12 protein-coding genes are annotated in these 19,555 nt (G+C 42.3%); all 12 read right to left on the reverse strand.

Features of this window, described 5'->3' with window-relative positions:
- Nucleotides 1–69: 69 nt before the first annotated feature.
- Nucleotides 70–426: a glycosyl hydrolase-related protein gene (locus BLT91_RS17625; protein ID WP_090823264.1), complete on the reverse strand. Its 357-nt coding sequence runs from the start codon at nucleotides 424–426 to the stop codon at nucleotides 70–72.
- Nucleotides 401–1,393 carry a polysaccharide deacetylase family protein gene (locus tag BLT91_RS17630; RefSeq protein WP_090823266.1) on the reverse strand — a complete coding sequence of 331 codons (993 nt, stop codon included), beginning with the start codon at nucleotides 1,391–1,393 and terminating at the stop codon, nucleotides 401–403. The genes BLT91_RS17625 and BLT91_RS17630 overlap by 26 nt, the downstream gene beginning before the upstream one ends.
- A 27-nt stretch (nucleotides 1,394–1,420) precedes the next feature.
- Entirely contained in the window at nucleotides 1,421–1,864 is a 444-nt protein-coding gene (locus tag BLT91_RS17635; protein ID WP_090823268.1) for a glycoside hydrolase family 38 N-terminal domain-containing protein, read from the reverse strand.
- A 29-nt stretch (nucleotides 1,865–1,893) separates the two neighbouring features.
- Nucleotides 1,894–3,972 (reverse strand): DUF5054 domain-containing protein, encoded by a 2,079-nt coding sequence (locus BLT91_RS17640; RefSeq protein WP_090823270.1) that lies wholly within the window; start codon nucleotides 3,970–3,972, stop codon nucleotides 1,894–1,896.
- 171 nt (nucleotides 3,973–4,143) lie between these two features.
- Complete coding sequence (locus tag BLT91_RS17645) at nucleotides 4,144–8,841, reverse strand: FIMAH domain-containing protein (RefSeq protein WP_175532372.1); 4,698 nt, start codon at nucleotides 8,839–8,841, stop codon at nucleotides 4,144–4,146.
- Between the two features lie 174 nt (nucleotides 8,842–9,015).
- Nucleotides 9,016–10,884, reverse strand: a complete 1,869-nt coding sequence (locus BLT91_RS17650; protein ID WP_090823273.1) for a heparinase II/III domain-containing protein — start codon at nucleotides 10,882–10,884, stop codon at nucleotides 9,016–9,018.
- A gap of 113 nt (nucleotides 10,885–10,997) precedes the next feature.
- Nucleotides 10,998–12,512: an ABC transporter substrate-binding protein gene (locus BLT91_RS17655; protein ID WP_090823275.1), complete on the reverse strand. Its 1,515-nt coding sequence runs from the start codon at nucleotides 12,510–12,512 to the stop codon at nucleotides 10,998–11,000.
- Nucleotides 12,513–12,603: 91 nt separating this feature from the next.
- Nucleotides 12,604–13,494 carry a carbohydrate ABC transporter permease gene (locus BLT91_RS17660; RefSeq protein WP_090823277.1) on the reverse strand — a complete coding sequence of 297 codons (891 nt, stop codon included), beginning with the start codon at nucleotides 13,492–13,494 and terminating at the stop codon, nucleotides 12,604–12,606.
- A 14-nt stretch (nucleotides 13,495–13,508) separates the two neighbouring features.
- Nucleotides 13,509–14,423: an ABC transporter permease gene (locus BLT91_RS17665; RefSeq protein WP_090823279.1), complete on the reverse strand. Its 915-nt coding sequence runs from the start codon at nucleotides 14,421–14,423 to the stop codon at nucleotides 13,509–13,511.
- 465 nt (nucleotides 14,424–14,888) lie between these two features.
- Nucleotides 14,889–17,195 carry a helix-turn-helix domain-containing protein gene (locus tag BLT91_RS17670; RefSeq protein ID WP_090823281.1) on the reverse strand — a complete coding sequence of 769 codons (2,307 nt, stop codon included), beginning with the start codon at nucleotides 17,193–17,195 and terminating at the stop codon, nucleotides 14,889–14,891.
- 522 nt (nucleotides 17,196–17,717) lie between these two features.
- Entirely contained in the window at nucleotides 17,718–17,975 is a 258-nt protein-coding gene (locus BLT91_RS17675; protein WP_090823283.1) for a hypothetical protein, read from the reverse strand.
- A gap of 235 nt (nucleotides 17,976–18,210) precedes the next feature.
- A complete protein-coding gene (locus BLT91_RS17680; protein ID WP_090823285.1) occupies nucleotides 18,211–19,365 on the reverse strand; it encodes an acyltransferase domain-containing protein in 1,155 nt (384 codons plus the stop codon).
- Between the last annotated feature and the right edge of the window lie 190 nt (nucleotides 19,366–19,555).

Here is a 19,555-nt window from a genome sequence, read left to right on the forward strand (position 1 = left end):
AGAACCGTTGTAGAAAGCAGCAATTGCAGCAAATATTTTCATTATAAATTCGCATGATACAAAATCCATTTATTTCGTATCAAACACAATTCGAATCGTCATCAATTGCCTGCTATCCATCGTTAATCGAAGCTTCCCATCTGTGATTACGATCTCACTTAGATTTTCTTCCAAAATATTCGTAACATATGCATGAGTTATTGGTATCCCCGGAGTTTGAATCGATAACTGGGACGACTCGTTTTCCAAATTATTCAACCGTATAATAAGCCCATTCTTATCATCAGCAGACTTGATATATTGTGTTACAATACACGGATGACCATCTACTTTAATAAACACTTCCTCCTTCACGTCTGGACAATAGACCAAAGGAAAAATTTGCACAGGATGAGAAGCCTCAATGCCTACTGTTGCAGCCTGCATGCCAGCCTGTTTGCTTGTCCACCAGCTCTTTGATTCGTCCCGTTACACGGTCAAAGGACAAGTGATAAAATGGCGTTTCGATGCCATTATCCATAATTCTTACAGCGTCAGAAGTGCGATCTATGAGCGGTTCTGTGGTTCGGATCATTTTATAGCTGAATGGTGGCAGTTTGACAAGTCCATAGGAATCTATCGCCCAATTCACATCTTCTATGTTTTGATTATAAGTGAATCTTCCGCCTGAAGTATGTCTAGCCTCTCCTGCAAAATCCTTTGGTAAACGGACGTCACAGGTTTGCTCAACAGACGTCGGATTCACAAGTACAACGCCTTCCGGCCTACCGGATTGGAGCGGATTGCCTTCCAACTGTTCTAATTGCTGGTTTACGGCATAGGCAGCTAGCGCATTGCCCTGATAAGCAAAGTGTGCCTTATGCATCCACTGTGATTTCGTGAACAGCGAATCCGGCTCCCATACGGAAACATTGGCCCCCCACGTATGTTCATCGTATAATTGCACCTGATCCCATGCCTTCTTGTAGAGATCACTGCCTTTTTCTGTTCGAGTAGACTGAAATGCAGATAGAAACTCTGCTGACTTCAAACTTATTTTTGATCTTCGGTTTAGCCTGGTTTCTTCTGCGGAGCTTGCAGCTCCAAAATTCCAAAAATCATTCCAATCCCCGCTGTAGGCAGGAATTGTTTCGATCGGTTGTTCCCTAAGTCTTTCTAAAAACATTGGAATATTCGTTGTCGACAGATAAATGAAATCGTACGGATACCCTTCACTTTCGATGCGTGAAATGTATCGATCCAGCCCTTCTTTCATCAGCTTTGTACTTTTTTCTTCCAAACGGCAGAATTGTGTAAATAACGAATAGTGCTCGCCATTAAACGTCAGCAGTTCTCTGCCATCAGGCGCAACCCACCGAAATGCTATTGGCCTTGGAAGCGGAAGCCCGCCCAAGTGAATATTAATTCCTGTCGTATACAGCTAAATTCCGGCATCGATGAGGACCTGTGCCATTGTCCATGGTTGACCGGTAATGTCATGATTAATGGCCGTACGAATCGGTGCATGGAATCGATCACGAAGCTCTTTCACCGAATATAAGAGTCGTGCTAATTGTTCAGCATTACATAACGGAGAAGTGTGCATACTCAAAAATGATATACAAATTTGTCCATTTTTAAGAAAAAATTGAAATCGTTCAATCTTGCTTTCATCCGCAATTTCTAGCCAATTCATAACCGGAGCAGTTACCTCGCAAGTCCAATAAAAACGATTTTCTTCCGGTTCATGCTGCGTCTTCTCACAAAGTTCCAACGCCTGGTTGATATATTCATTTTGTAACTCCCAAAGTACGGGCTGCGTGTGCGTATAACCTACATCCAAATGACTGTGATGATAGACAAGAATTTCTTTTATCTTCGACAATTTGCCATCCCTCTTTTCCTTTTATACAGTTACAGCATTCGATTCGCAAGCAGCGTTAATCGGAATCGATATTTCATTTCATCTTCAAACCACATGGCGAAATTGGTCCCCCACACGTTATTGTGCAAATTGAAATGGAACCCGCCATCTAACGGGGCAAAAGAATTATCGAACTGCAGCAGCCGCGGTTCCCCTGGGCAAACTACAGGGGCATCCAGCGTCTCCAAAGCGATGCTGCCTTCAGGACCTTCATAATATATGCCGTTTTCCACGCTATGCATATTCCGGTTCCCATCCTTTACTACGAATAACGGAGAGAGGCGTGCTCCCAGCTTCTCCATCTTCCAATGATGCGGACTATCCGTTAATGGCACGAAAGACAGCCATGCGGATTCCGGCAATCGGCAAGCCGGTTTTTCCATCGCATGAAGCTCAACTTCGATCTGCGAATCGGTATGCAAGAACGTGTAAGCTATCGTCATCTTACGCGGGGTGCCATATTGTTCATAAAGAAAGGAAGGAAGTTTAAGCTCCGCCAACACGATCGATCGATCCGACTTCTGAATCAGATAGAGAGATTTTACAACCGGGAAGTAACGTTTGTGTTCCGGCCGCGGCTCTGCATACTCAAGACCAGGTTTCCCCAAGTCGTTATCCGCCCAGCGATGATGCACCTTTAAATTGGTAACATACTCTTTGAAGAAACGGTCATAATTTTCTTTGGCAAACGTTTCGTAGCTGTATATACCAAGTCGATGCTCATCGTCCGCCCATAGTTTGCCATTTGAATCCACCAATTCATTGATCGACCCATCTGATCCAAAGCTAACACGAAACTGCCCCAAATCATAACATTCGTTCACTTCCAGAGTGACTCTTTCATTTTCAGAGAAGTGCTCGATGCCTGGCTTCATCCGTTCAAAAGCCTCACCTGCTTCTGCTGCTAAAGCATCATCCAAAGCTGCTAACGCTTGATCCAAATAGTCGCGCTGTTCCTTCCAGGAGCTTTCGAACATACTGTAAGAGCGTTCTGCTTTCGCCGGCCAGCTCAGATACGCATATTTGTCCGTCCTAGGCTCGCTCACTTTATCTCTCGCTCTTGCGGCGGCGAAATTGGCTGCTGAGTAATGATCATAGTCTAGCAAGTAGACATGCTCATTCATCCCCCACGTATGCTCAGGAACTAGCATTAATCGATTGCAAAACACTGCATACGATTCGCTCTGTGGATCCAACTTCCCAGCATCAATCCATTGGTCTCTTAATCGCAACAGCTCACGGTATCTCGCAATCTTCCAAGGGTCTGAGGCTGCCCCATGGATCCACGAATCGCCGATTTCTTCAGTAATAACGGGGAGCTGATGCTTCAACTCAAGGATTTTTTCGGCAAAAGCATCCAACGTAGATGCCATAATCGTCGCTTCTGGATATTTCTCCTGCAATAGGGCGTACAACTTCCGAACATCCTCAATGCTAGGCGGCCCATGGTTATCTCCCGTATAGGCGAAATAAAGTGCATCCTCAAGACCTTCAATCTGGAGCTGTGTACCGTAATCATTGGTGTAGTTGACGACCAATTCGGAGCCATCAGCGGCGCGCCACACGAATACAGGCGGTACTTGGGGATGTTTGCAAACGGGGTTGGCTCCCAAGTGTAAAAATTGAATATTGTTGCGTTCCAGAATAGGCACCATGCCAATCGTATGTCCAGTCACATCGGTCATTTTGGCGGCAATCGTTTTTTTGCCATATCGCTCATCGAGCTTTCGCGATAGCGAAATACCGAATTCAAACAGTTTAGCATCCATCAACTCTCTATGAGTCGTAAAAGGAAGCCCATGCCAGACAATCCGATTTTCCCGTATGGCTTTTTCCATGCGATCACGCATCTCAGGCTGAGCTGTCGTCAGAAATTCGTTAATCAACCATGACCCGGTCGTCCATACGAATTTCACATTTCCTTCTTCGAGTGCCAGTTGTTCAGACAAGTCCAAAGCCTGTGGAATGAACTGTGTCATGTAGCGTTCCAAAACCCGCTCAGCCAAGTCGGTAAAGCCGATATCCAAGTGTGTTTTAAAAATGACGTGTAATCTTTTAATTGTTGTCATGTTAAATGTCTCCTAATCTTTGCTGTTTGAGGCTGATCTTGATTCCAAGATGTTGCACCAAGTTATATGCGAGGACCGTTCGATCAGATGAGCTGGTCGACAAACCCGGATCGCCATCGTAATGGAAAAACGCGGTCAGGAGCTTAGCCCCTGACCGCGTTTGCGAAAGCGTTATCTTGACCAGACTGCGATAATGGCATTCGCATCTGCAGTCAAGACTTGCTTTACATAAGCAGAAATATCGCCTTGCTTTGCTTTCTCAAGATCCTTGAGAACATCTTGCATATGCTTAATCGCTTGATCCATATGTCCTTTACTATAGTGGTCAAGAGACTGACTGAATTTGTTTGTGATTTGTGCTTCCAACGAACCGTTTACTTCCCCTGTAGCCACATATCTTTTCATCAGTTCCTGCATCGAACTTTCGTTGGTCGCAACTTTTACGTTAATCTCGGATATCGTCACATTTCCAGCCAGATCCGTCGCAACGACTTGAATAAAATGGATTCCTAGTTGACCTGCCCAGTTCAAACTATTCTGTGCCGATGTTGCCAATACTCCATCTATGAGAATAGTTTGCGTAGCTAATCCAGACAACTGATCTTCCGATTGAACGAGCAGGTTTAACAATTGGCTGTCTAAGAAAGCTGCTCCATCCACTAAAGGGCTGCCATTCACAGTAAGTACCGTTGTTGGTGCTGTTTTATCTACATTCACTGTAATCGTCTTGGACGCTTCAACATTTCCAGCGCGATCTGTCGAGCGATATTGCAGCTCATAGATTCCATCGCTAAGCAAGAGCGGAGAGGTATACGGCACGAATCCATTAGTTGATTGCAAGCCGTAAACGCTTTGCAATACGGTCAATGAATATTCCGAAGACGCTACGCCGGCATTATCGTCTTGAGATTGAAGCGTTACAGTCACATCGGATGTAAACCAATTGCCAGAGCCTTTCGATCCATCCAAAACAGCTTGAGTTGACGGTGCAGTGCCATCTGGCGTTCCAATTACTTCATTGGAATTACGACTTTGTCCCGCTGAGTTGTAGGCGCTGATTGCGAAATAATAGGTGGTTCCATTTTGAAGTCCCTCTATAGTAGTGCTGGAAACATTGCCTACATCAACCGTTGACGTGTATACGCCGCTCGCTGTTCCATATTTGACTTTATAACCGGTCGCTCCGGAAGTGCTGCTCCAATTCAAGGTTAGCTTTCCGTTTCCAGCTTCGATATTACTCTGAGTCGGTGCTGCTGGAAGATCCATAATGGAAATATCATCGTAATAGGCCGTAACCGTATTACCTGACCACTGATCGCCCATTACTATACGATTAAAGTTCGCAGCCCCTGTTAGAGAAGCAATCTTGACATTGTCGATGTACATATCCACTTTGGTACCAGATGTATAGTCCCACTTGAATTCATGCCATCCGGTTGTTCTAGCCACGCCTGTAGCCACATGAGTACCGCCGGTACGGTATACGTATTTCGTGGCTGAAGTCGGCGTGTTGACCCCGATCCCCCGTGCGGTAACACTATCGTCGACAAAAGCTACGTTCTGCATGTTAGTTGCTGAAGCGGTGTCATAGAACCACATGGAGACTACCTTGTTATATGAGGTGTTAAAGATTTGATAAATGGTATCCATGTCTTCATTAATCATGTAACTGCTGCTACCGGAATGAACTTGGGCTGAGCTGAGCGAAGGCGTACCTTTACCTGGCATTGACACCCAATTGCTCAATCCATTCTCAAAACTATCAAACGGCTGCATAGATTGGTAAGGGTCTGTCGATAGCTTATAAGGTACATATATTGTGACTTCTACAGAATTTATGCTCAATGCACCAGTAGCTGAACGGGACTTCATGATATAATAATAGGATTTTCCAAGCTCAACACCTGTTGAATCACTGCAAGAAAGTGTCGTTACCTCGCTGCACACAGTCGTCGTATAAGGACCATCTTTAATGTTTGAACGGTACACATCGTAGCTTACGGCATTCGAAACAGCTGGCCAAGTGAAATTAGCAACTGTTCCATTATATGAACCAGAGAATGGAGCCGGAACCGGAACTTTTTCAGCAACCCCGAAACCATCTACAAAGGCATAGTAATTACCGTTTGGCTTGCTTGCATATATTGTAGCGCTTGTATTATTAGGGCCTGTAGTAAACTCAACGCTCTTCGCCTTTGTTGTGCTGTTGAACGTCTTATCCGTTATCGTTGTAGTAGTCTCAGTACCTCCAAAATCTTTAACTCCTAATATCGCTTGATCCACATTAGCAGTAGTATTGGACAATCTGAAGTTATCCAGGTAGATTTCGTTTGCATTTGAGAATACCAAGTAAACATCGTGTACCCCTGTAACTGATGTTGTTATAGGTGTATCTGTTTTATTGTAATTCCAAGCGCCATTGTTGATTACGTCATTAGTTGAATTTATAGTATAAGTGGCAATCGACGGATTTGTAGGAATGTCAAGTTTAACATCGATCTTACCGCCGGTCACTCTGCTTACTGCACCGAAGTTGATGCTGTTGTATAAACCTGTCCCAAAGTCGATACTGTTATATTTAACCCATGCGCCTGCAGTGTTACCACATAGACAGTTTTCTCCTCTGAAAGGGGTTTGGCTGAATGTTCCTGAGCTGGCATTATAGTCTTCTGCTTGAAATACCGTTCCCTGTATGATTCCCCAAGCATTTAATGTATAGGTCGTATTAGGTTTAAGACCGTTTACCGTCTGTTGTATGGTGTCTCCAGCTTTAAGCCGAACAGCATAATTCTGAAATCTAACCATGCTTGACGCTTTATAATCCCAGGCGGCCTGCTTAAAAAGTGATGGAGTTCCTGCAGTAATTGTCCATTCTTCAAAGCTTCCTCTTTCAAAGCCCGCGTTTTTCATCTGGTTTTCATATGGAATATTTGGATTCAGATGGAAAGTAGGATTTGGAGGGTTAGCAAAGTCATGCCCCACTTTCCATGGAGCTCCTCCAGTTTCTACTGCACCTATTTCAGGTTTATTTCCAACATAACCATCAGTTATTCCTGGAATTACTGCACCTTGATCTAAGCCTGTAGAAGTGCTCTTCAAGGTATACGCTGAAGGAATTGTTGGAGTTGGATTAGTTACACTATAAGGAGCCGTCCAATGTGTAGTACCAGCACTAATGATATTTTTGTCTTTAGTCATATCATTATTATTTGCTCCGCCTCCAAATGCACCACTTACTATGTTGTTTGTAAATTTCGAACCTATTGAATCACAGACATCAAAGTTATTGCAGAACTGGCCTATAGGACCTTGGATTGAATTATTATAAAATAATTGGTATTCATTAGGAACATTTATCAGCATTCCATTAGCACTTGTATTATAAGTAATGTTGTCATAAAAAATAACGTTATGCACCGAGTTATCCGGATAAATACCGTGGGACCCTCCGGCACCTATGATATCATGAACTACGTTATGGTGTATTTCCGTGTTTTCCATATCCACATTCACAACATAGAATGCGCCTCCATCTTTAGATAGCTTCATACCTTGGCTTATATCGTTATACTCAATAACTGATCTGGAAAAAGAGCCGCCTACAAGCCCACGCCCTGACATCGTAAGGGTATTATGGCTGACAAGATGGTTATATCCATTTAGTTTTACAGCATCTGCATAACTATGTAGGAAATCGACATTATGAATGTAATTGTTAATGATACTATTATCATGTCCATCAACTAGAATACCGGGACCGTACATATTTCTAATTTCGCTGTCCCGTATCGTATTGTGATCGCCATTCAAATTCAAACCTAATGTTAAACCATTAAGGTTAGCCATTCCAGCAGGTAAGTTATAGTCTGGAGCATCAACCAAAGTATTTTTCACCATATTATAGCTGGAATTAACAAAGTTAAGGTTTGCAGCTCTTAGCTTAATTCCATCAATGGTTATATTGGTCTTTCCTGTTAAATCAAATGCATAGTCTCTCTTTTTAGCTTCAACCATAATCGTACTTGGATTTACGTTACCAGGAGCAATGAAATATAATTTTCCATTCGCTACATCCTTGTACCATTCTGTTTCAACATCCAATACGGCCTTATTTCTTGTAATATAATAATATGAAGTATTGTCAGGATTGTAACCTGTAGATGGGAGCGGCCAATTAATATTGATGGTTGAGGTAGTAGGATTTCCTGTAATGGCTGCTGTGTAGCTGCCATAACCATTCCCAGTTCGAACCCAAAGCATACCGCTATTTAATGTATTAGCAGGAAAATTAGTGCCTAATCCTGATGCGTCAACTATAGAACTCGGTGGCCCATAAGTGAATGTTTTCACAGTATTATATTTAGTTTTGTCTAAAAGATCTGCAACTGCAATATTCGGAAATGTTGCTTCCTTCATTAGGACACCATCAGCGAAAACAATATTTCCGTCGCCGTTGTAAATATCCCAGTTCATATCTGCTACATAGATATTTTTTCCGGTAGCCAATGTAGTATCCAATGTCCAACCTGTAATCAAGTCAGCACCTGAAACAGTTACGCTTTCACTATTGTAGTTTTTAATCGTAACACCGGAATTAGCTGGAGTAACCTTTTCTCTGTACACACCTGCACGTACATATACAGTATCTCCTGATTGAGCAACAGTTGCAGCAGCCTGGATGGTCTTTAAAGCGGCTCCAATTGTCAAACCGTCGTTGGCATCATTCCCATTCGTACCATCAACGTAGTAACTTGTTGCAGTCGCTGCAAAAGTTTTGAATGGGATCGATAGAACTGGTGTGCAAATCACTAGCATTGCTAATACCAGGGCCATCCATTTGTAAGTCTTAGTTGAACTTGTCTTAAGCATTCTCATTACCTCCTATTAATTTCGTAAGCGTTATCATTAGCTTGAAAAATAGAATCAGAGTTTACTGACATGATTCTTGCACCAAAACTTATGTATTTTCTAGATGTTGTATGCGATAGGCTGCCCGCAGGCTGCATCTGCAGCCTCACGGGCAAACCTGAACCGCCGGAGTAACTATACCCCTTGAGTCTTGATCTCAAACCGGAATTGACATTCCATGCTTGCGCTGACGCTTTTGCGATTACACAGCAGACGATAGAACTTATTTTCTACCCCATAATGAGAAACCGCCGTTACCGCTTCAACCTCAGCTAACCAGTCGCTCGGGCTAAAATGCATCTCCACCGTTCCGATCGCGATCCTACCCATCTCGATCTGCTGCGGCTCAACACCGCAAATAAACACTTCCTGAAAAGCCGATGGCGTTTCACGGAACGCCGCTTTATCCGTTATGACCAGCTGTGAGGCCTCATGGCTCGGGCGATACCACAGATACTCGCGCGTAAGCGACTGCAAGGTTGGACACGTGTAGGCTTCGGTTAAGTCGAGTTCAAATCGCACCTCGTCATCCGTCACCTCATGCTGCAGTAATTGTGACCTGTACTGCCTGCCGAAACCTTGTCGATAGCCGTCAACAATGGGCACAGAATGTCCATGCGAGCCTGCATGAATCGTTTCGTAGCGATGCTCCGGCTGAAAATACTGCTTCGTGTACACGCCGATTCCCACATCCGCAAGCACGTTTACTCCGTCAATATGCAGGATAAAATGACCCAAATCATTATGATTATGCGGTTCTTCGTTGTAACCGCCTTTTGCTGCAAAAGCAGCGATACGCCCATCTGGCTGAAGCACCTTCGAAATGACCCATTGATTTCCTGTGAAAATCCGCTCCAGAACGCGTTCTTGCCCTTCCGAAGAATGCTCCGTTTCAGCATCCTGCTGATCCGATGACCAGAACATCAAGCGCGTCGCTTCCAGCCATGAAACCGGAATGACGTTCATCCGATATTCGTCTGGCGGCAAGTTCAATGAAGGGTTATATTCACACAGTCGCTGCATCAACCCAGTATGAAAACGGGCTTCATCCGGTGCATCCGAGAAGTTAACAACCTTTCCTTTTGTTAGCAGACAGAATTGCGGGAACTGGGCAATCTTCCCGATTTTGTGCTCATCAAGCAGCGTGATCTGTCCACCTGTGCGCTCTTTTAGCAATTCAGCAAAATAAACAAGGTATGAGAATCCGAATGACCAGTAAACTGGTCCTTCAGGCGTAGCTCCCTGTTCGTCAAAGCCGGATAAATATTGGCGGAGCACATTGATGACACGCCAAAGCATGCCTGCGAGTTTTTCGCTGTCCTCAATCAAATAAATCGCTATTGCACCGATGCAGGATACGCAAACGGCAGGCCAGTTATTCGTCTTCAACTCCCAGTTCTGCGGAGTCGGATCATTGAAGTACACCTGAAAAATACGACGCTCAATTTCTGCTTTCGCGCGTTTAACAACCCAAGGGTGTAATCGCGATCCAACCTTGTGTAAGATTTCGGCCAGGGCAAACCCAGCTACAGCAGCATCCAAATCAACTGTTTCACGAGGAGCTCGTGGTTGATCCCAAATGCCGTTCGGATATTCATTCACGTACAGTCCGACATGTGCCGGCAGTACCCACGTATATTCATTGCAAATGGACCAGATCGCATTTTCGAGTCCTTTCTTCCATTCCGGACGTTCATCTGCCATCATCAACAGACCGAATACATGCAGACCCGAAAAAAGCTCGTTGCGTTTCGTTTGATACGTCATTCGGTCACCAGTTTCACCGAACAGAAGAAAGTCGGAGAACGGTGGCGGAGATAAAGGTTGATCAGACAATTTGACAGCTTGTTCTCCAAGCTTCTCCCAAAAGTCCGCATATTTGTCTACGTTCCAAATTTGCGTCCATCGCTCCGACGAAGCTGCTTCAGGAAAAAGCGTATGGTTGCCATCTTTCGTTTGTTCCAAAACCGACTTCAATTGTCGTAGTGTTAATGTTGACAGCATAATTTCCCACCTTTATTAACCTTTTCAAATAAATCATGCTTACGGCAATATATTTTTAATTCTATCGCCGTAAGCATGTTATTTAGATATGAGAAGAGCTTACATTACTTGGATTACTTCGTTTTCTTCCACTCATCAAGTTGCTTTTGAACTTCCGCGATAACTTTGTCAGCGCCTGCTGCTTTCAGCTTTTCTTGGAATTCTTTCAGTTTCTCGCTTGCAGCAACTGTACCCGTATTTAGACCAGGGCCGTATTGATCCAAAACTGTTGCAATGTTAGCAATCTCTGCGGAAACTGCCGCCGGTTGGAACTTGAAGCCCATAAGCGGGGATGGTTTCGCAGTTTCGTTTTCTTTTTTCGTATTAGCAACAACGTTTGGATCAGTACCTTCTACTAGCAAACCATTGAACGTGTTACCGAATACCCAGCTTGCATTAGGAACGTAACCAGCTTCTTTGTTTATTTTGATTGTGTTGTCTGCATTTTTCGTATAGTGCTTACCTTCAACGCCAAAGCTGATTGTGTTATACAGCTCTTTGTCTGTGTTTAACAAGTTAATGAACATCATTGCGCGCTCAGGGTTTTTGGACGTTTTGCTGATTGCTTGCATAGTCGTAATGATGGAACCAGTTCCTGCCCAAACATCCGTTGTCGGAATCGCGATCACATCGTTACCGCCGTTTGCTGTCTTAAACTGTGCTTCAACGCCTGGCTTCAATACGTTGTGGACTTGAACAACTGCGTTGCCTGTTTTCTCAATGTCCGCTTTATTTTTCAATGTAGCTGCGTTATCGTTGATTAAGCCTTTATCGTGCCAGCTCTTCACCAAATCCAAATATTTAGTGTACTGAGGCGTTTCATACATATTGACAACTTTGTCTGGTTTGGATAGATCAATACCAGCAATGCTACTAATTCCTTCCAAACCATAACCGTATAACATATTACCGAATCTACCTGCACGATCCATCAAGAACGGAGTTACGTCTTTAGACTCGCCTGCTTTTACTTTTGCCAAGAACGGCTCAAGATCTTCAATCTTTTTGATAGAGTTAACGTCCAGATTGTATTTGTCAGCAAATTTCTTTTGGATTAAGAAACCTTGTTTGTTCGTAACGGTTTGATAGTTTGGAATACCGTAAACTTTGCCGCCGATTTTGGTAGCATCCCATACGAATTGCGGCATGGATTTACCCAATGTTGGTGCATATTTTGCCATCAAATCATCTAATGGAATAAAAGCACCTTTAGATTGGTTTGTCACATAGTCCCAGTTCCAGTTAGATACCCATGCGATATCAAAGTTTTCGCCGGAAGCAACCGTCGTGTTCATCTTTTGAACGTAGTCAGCGAATGTTTGCGGTTGCAATTTAACTGTTGCATTGATTTTAGCCTTCGTAATTTTATTAATAGCTTCTTGTACAGTTGCCATATCTTGCGGAATCGCGCTTAATGGATAATTCCAAATCAATTCTACTGGCGCTAGTTGCTCTACCTTGGTAGTTGCAGCCGCACTAGCTGCTGGACTTGCAGTAGAAGCGTTCTCGGATCCTTTGCTACCGCATGCTGACAATAGAACAGCAATACTCACTGCGCCAGTTAATATCTTAAACATTTCCTTTTTCATACAATTACCCCCTGCGATAATTTGATTTTGTATGTTGCTTATATATCAACTGCAGCAGCTTTTTGAGGCGCTGCAGTTTGATAACGAATGACTATCCTTTGATGGAGCCCACTGTGAGCCCGCTTATGAAAAACCTTTGGAACATCGGGAAAATAAACATCATCGGACCTGCTGCCAGAACAGCCATGGCCATTCTTGCCGATAAAGCAGGGAAGTCAGCGATATTAAAGTCGACATTAACTGTCGAGATGTTATTCGATAGAAATTCAATGGTGCTCATCACGCGGTAAAGCAGCAATTGAAGCGGTATCAGCTTTTGATTATCGATAAACAATAAACCTAGCCACCAATCGTTCCAATATTGGAATGAAATGAACAGGCCAATCGTGACAAGTGCTGGTATGGATAATGGAAGCACCATTGTGAAAAAAATGCGCCACTCATTTGCACCGTCGATTTTCGCAGACTCGAATATTTCAAGTGGAAGCTTATCCAAGAAACCTTTCATGACGAGAACAAAGAACGGGCTCAGCAAGTACGGAACGATCAGCGCCCAAATGGTATCCTTCAAGTGCAAATACTGTGATATCAGAATGTAGAACGGAACTAGTCCGCCACCGAATAACGTTGTAAAGAAAACATAAAGCGTCATGATTTTGCGGTAGCGATAATCGCGTCGCGACATCGTATAAGCTGTCAAAGTTGTGAAGAGCAAACCAACAATTGTCCCTGCGATTGTTACGAAAACGGTAACCCCATATGCACGAATCAGTGTATCAGGAGCATTAAGGATAATTTCATAAGCTTTCGTGCTGAAAATCTTCGGAAATAAATGATAGCCGTGTGTTAGCAGCGATTTTTCATCCGTAAACGAAATGGATATGACCAGAACAAGGGGCACTATAAGCGCCAAAGACAATATGCAGAATAACACATTAATGAAATTGCCTGCCCAGTTCACTTTATTGCTTTCCGTTTGCATGCATGCTTACCTCCTTACCAAAGCGCATTGTCTGAGTTCATTTTTTTGATAATCCAGTTGGACAACAGTACAAGAATGAAACCAACAACAGACTGGTAGAGCCCGATTGCGGTAGACATTCCGACATCTCCGACAACTCGCAGCGAACGATAAACATACGTATCGATAACGTCGGTTGAACTATATAAAAAACTTGTGTCGTTAGGAATAAAGTAGAACAATCCGAAGTCAGCACGGAATATATTGCCGATAGCTACGATTAGCAAAATCACGATAAGCGGTGTCAAGAGCGGTATTGTAATCTTGCGAATCATTTGCCACTTGGAAGCGCCGTCAATTTTGGCAGCTTCATAATAACTTGAGTCAATGGAAAGAATACCGGCATAGTAGATAAGCGTTGAAAAGCCTACGCCTTTCCATATTTGTGTCAAAATAATAATAAACGGCCAGTACTTTGCTTGTTCATACCATCTGATCGGTTGATCGCCAAGTGATTGCAGCATGACGTTCATAAATCCGTTTTTGTGATCCAGAAACCCGAAGACGATATACCCGACAACCACCCAAGATAAGAAATACGGTAAAAACAAGGTCGTCTGGTGCAGCTTAATCCATTTTCTAGGGATTTCATTCAACAAAATCGCAAATGTTAGCGCAAACAATAGAGTTAGTAAAATAAAACTCATGTTATAAAGAATCGTGTTGCGTGTTACCGTGAGAGCGCTATCTGATTTAAAAAAGAATTCAAAGTTTTTAAACCCGATCCATTCACTTCCCCAAATCCCCAGATCGTAGCGATAATTTTTAAATGCAATGACAAGTCCAAGCATGGGCAAATAATTGAAAATCAATTTATACAGGATTGCAGGCAATGACATAACGAACAATTCCCGATTACGCTTGAAGTGCTTCCACTCCCGTTGCAGCATTTGCTTCCCTCCCTGCGGTCTTTAACCATCGTTGTATGTCTTTATTATTGAGGGAAAACGGTACAAATAACTACTGTAATAAATGAAAAACACTCTACTTTTCACCCGTACATTCCCGAAAACACTGTATTTTCAACTCAACCAAGGATAAACGACTCCGTCGTCCCACTGGGACGAGCGCGTTTGTCAAGGTAGATGCGAAGCAAAAGTATAAAACTTATACTTTCTTATCTACCAAGGATAAACGACTCCGTCGTCCCTCTGGGACGAGCGCGTTTGTTAAGGTAGATGCGAAGCAAAAGTATAAAACTTATACTTTCTTATCTACCAAGGATAAACGACTCCGTCGTCCCTCTGGGACGAGCGCGTTTGTTAAGGTAGATGCGAAGCAAAAGTATAAAACTTATACTTTCTTATCTACTGAAAAAAAGAAAAGCTTTCCGGCACTTTCGTACCCGGGAAAGCTTACTCTTGAACGACTGTTTTAAAGCGATATTCTTTCGGCGTGATCCCGAATTTCTTTTTGAATAGCTTAAAAAAGTAGCTTTCATTGTTATAACCGACCATTTCCATGATCCGATTAATGCTGTAATCTTTTGTTTCAAGCAACTCCAGTGCTTTTCGCAAGCGAAAATCATTAATGTACTCGCTAATGGACATCGATTCATTCAGTCTAAATTGCTTGCTTACATGGGCCGAAGATAGTTTCATTGCTGCCGCTATGCTTTGCAGGCTCAGATTTAAATCCTTATACCGCTCTTCTATCATTTCTTTAACGGTATCCGTTAAGATCTGATTCGACTGTTCTTTCACATCTTGCGTTCGCTGCTTCTGAATGTCTTGGAAAATGTCCAAGAACATGTCATAAATAGGTTCTAACGTTTCTTGCTTCATCATGTGCTGAACCTGCCGCTTAAAGTCCAAGCTGACTTGTCTAACGGTTCGGCTATTCATTTCACGCACGATATTTTCCACGAGCGCAAGCAAATGAAGTATGGAATACGTGATATTGTTGTAATGCATCACTTTCATTTGCCCAAACAATTGAACCAAGTGATCCTGAAAATCCTTCTCTTGCCCCGACTTAATGGCTTCCGTTATTTTCTTCTCCGCATCAGCCGGAAACTGGAACGTAATATTTTCATTATTATTCCTCACGAGATCCAGTGTGATGATGCTCCCTTTACCAAAAATAATCCGATAGGACGCATTCTCCATAGCAAGGCCGTATTGCTGCGAAACTTGTTGGTATCGGTCAACCTTTTCTCCAATCGAAACGGTCATCGAGAAACGGTAGTACTGAAGAAGGGTTTGCTGCAGCTCTTGGAAAGCATGTGTCAATGAGTTTACATGATCGCCATGAGGCTCTAGCGACTCACCAACGAGTAAGACAAAGTGATCATTGCGCATAGAGACAACTTCACAGCTAACGTTTTTAGACACAAGCTCCTTGGTGATATTGGCGATCGCAAACTTGTACAGTCTCTTCTCGGCATCGCTCGTTTTCGATTCAAATTCAACAAAATCATCGATCAACAGCACACATACACGTACACCTTGGTTAAAATCAATATCCCAATCGACTTGTTCAATTTCTTCTGGGGTAGGCAGGCTCGCATCGGATATAAGTCTCCTCAAAGCGAAAGTCTTATGTGCACTCCTGTTCGTATGCTCTTCCGATTCATGCTTGACTAATTGATGCATAGCATCTTGGTAAGCGGTGGAAATGAATTTCAATTCATCCAAATCGGACCTGTCGTCCGACCCTTTACGGCGGATTCCCGTCACTTGATTTAACAAATGTTCAATCGGACGATACAGGCGATAGGCAATCAGCAGCGAGCCCGCAATGGAAAGGATTAAAAATCCAATGATGATCACTAAGGAAATCGCCCGCATTTTGCTTAACTTGCCCCACACAACCTCATAGGGCTGAACGCTTGCAATGACCCAGTCGCTTTTGCTGGATGACATAAAGCTCAGAATCGACTTATTCCCGCCTGATCCATACACGAGATAGTCCTGTGATACACCGGAGCTCACTTTTTGACGGATAATGGATGCTATCGCATCAGTAGCAATAACCTTGCCCTGCTGCTGTGCCATGAGCGGGATGCCTGATTGATCTGTAACAAAAATAGAGCCGTGCAATTCATCTGACGTCTTATTCATATTCGTTAAGTTATCAAACAGCCAGGACGGCTTGATCGTGACAATCAGTTTACTCCCGGACATGCTGTCATAAATAAACATAGATAGTGCTGGAAATGTCGTTTTATCATAAGACAGAGGAACAAAGGTGAGAATGGGTATATGTTTCTGTGAATGGATATACTGGTCTATGACACCATTCATACCGTCATCCTGGCAATTCAAACTGCTCAAGGTTGAATAATAGCAGCCTGTTTTAGCGTTGTAGATCGTAATATTTTGCAAAAAGGAAGAGTTTGTTACCGTTTTCTCCAGCCTGTTTAATTTTTGCGCAAGCTCGCCCTTGTCCATCACATCGATATTCGATAAATAGACGACATCAGGGTCGAAATACGTGGAGACCGCAATATTTTTTACTGTTTCGTGCATATAGTCGATATTATATTTAATTTGCGACAGCACCTTTAAATCCGCTTGCTGCTGCATTTGAAGCATCGTTTTATCGGAATTGTAATACAAAAGCGTCGTGCTGACGGATAAAAACACAACCATGAGAATCGTGATAGAAAGCAGCAGCTTAAGCAAATATTTTCTTGATTTGTACAAACGAATAATATTCATCTAGGTCCACCCTCTTCTAGGAAGCTCTATATCAACAAGGAGCAATTCATTATACAATATAAAAAAATGTCTCATTGATAAAGTATTTATACATCTGAAACATTTTTAGTGTTTACATACGTTCCCACTCTATTATTAAGTCAAGTTAGCTTCGATGGCTACTGTAAAAAATAAAAAAAGCTCTACTTTTTAAGGTAGAGCCAATAAATTAGGCACTTTTTTACGCGATAGTTTGGTTGTTCTTGGGACCGTATAATTATAGGGGTATAAAGAAGTTGTCGGTGATTGGATAGCCCTTAACTAACGCAATGAAGTATCAATAGTATTAATGGGAAGCGTGTTGGATATCCTTCCTGAGCGCCATCGGTCACAAAAAAAAGATCGCCTACCATCGGGCCAAGAGGGCTGATGGTAGGCGTTCTTTTTGAGTCCGCTAAAGCAGTTCCACTTTATTCATCCTGTTTACTCCTGTTGCTTTAGTGTCCTGCTGGTTTCCCCCGCCGCTCAATAAACTTCGATTTATCATGTGGTTTTTGGATTTACTGGATTTAATTTTTTTGCCTTCTTTACAACTTTCTTATGTACCGACCCGGCTTTGCTGCTTTTGATGCCTGAATTATTCTTTTTAGCCTTAGCATTCGTTAAGGTTTTCTTTGCATTATGTGCTGTGTGAACCACATTTTTCTTAACATGACTATTGGTCTGTGAAGCTGCAAAAGCAGAACCCGTGAAACTAAACAACAAACAAGCAGAGAGCCCTACCACCAGTAACTTTTTCAAAATGGTTTTCACCTTCCTTTCGCTGATTATGCTTACATTTCAATATTATCCTTAAACATTAAAACTTTCTGAGAGCAAGCTTAAATCGAGATAAAATTTATGAAGGATGACTTCAGAATCAATAATTAACTCGCAACAGTAAATACAATCCGAGACGACATAGTTAATGACATTAAATATGATTATCATCCAGACATGCCTATAAGAACTATAGTCATATTCTTTCTCACCTTTGTTAATTGGTATTGGTTTTTTTGTAGGATACTGTTCCAAAATCACCGAATAAATCAAGAAATATCCCATTCATATCAAATATCTCTTTATCTTCTTCTAAATAATTAAGGACTTGTTTCCTTAAAGATGTGTCGGGTTTTGCATCCTTTACCTCGGTCAATTCATTAAATACAAAATTCCATAAAAAACGCACTGAACCCGCTGTCGGATAGAGGTAGAACTGCTGTTGGAACTTTACGATATTGCTGGAAGGCGGTAACATCTCCCGAAGTTGGGGAGTAAAGAGCCACGTATGGCATACCATACCTTTATATTTGACCTCCGGAAAATAGGTTGCATAAAATTCCTTAGCTTGTATATATGTATCTTTTATAGTTTCCATATCAAAAGCTGTATCTCTTGGAATGTGGATCTCAAGCAAAGTATCATCCTTGTCCAGTACTTTTTTCCATTCATCCCTTTTAAGCTTTACTTGTTTGTTTAAACCTTTACCAATGGGAGTAATTGGATTTCCAATGAAATAATCTTCCGTTTCCTCATATTCCGTCACAAAGCCATCGGTTGTCTTCTCTTTTTTACATACTCCTTGCATATCACCATTTGCTCTTAACTCCATCCCTTCACTGCATAAGAGCAAAAAGATATCTTCCTTGGCATTGTAAAAGCCTTTTACGACTCCGGAAAATTTCGTTGCCATAAATTGCATGCCACCCAGCCGAAACATTCTGGCTTCAAGATGCCTCCAGATCCAACTGAAATTTCTAATGGCATAATATCCCACTAAATTATAGGCATTTTGTACCCATACACCGATATCCCTTAAGGTTTCTACAAATAACTCTTCACTCAGTCCCCTTTCGGAATACTTCTGCTCAGTAAGAGGCAGTCTTTGCAGTGCTGCATGCAGATAAAATAGCGAAGCCTCATTTCCGAAGATTTCTTCCACGTAAGAATGAATAGTCAATGGTTCCCAAACTGTTGTCCAATATCCGCTTTCTATATGATTCATATAAAATTCCATATAAATGTCAAAAAGTTTTTGATCATTGTTTATTTTATTGGTGATGTCCACCAATATTTCGGTTGCTCCTTCAGGCATCAAAATTTTCCGGCAGTAATGCTGTGTTAAGTCTTTCGATAATAACAAAAGTTCCATTCATGTACTCCTCTCTTATTAAGCAATTGCTAGCTAACCATAAGTGCCAGTATTATGATAAGCGGTAAACGTTTCTTAATTGTGGCATTCGGAACATAGTTCAGCTCACTGGCTATCTTCAAAATCCTTTTCTTCTACTATATCATAAAGGTGTCTTTTTTAAGGAAAAAGGCGATCCCTAAAGATCGCC

The sequence above is a fragment of the Paenibacillus sp. yr247 genome, assembly GCF_900103825.1.
Classification (GTDB): Bacteria; Bacillota; Bacilli; order Paenibacillales; family NBRC-103111; genus Paenibacillus_E.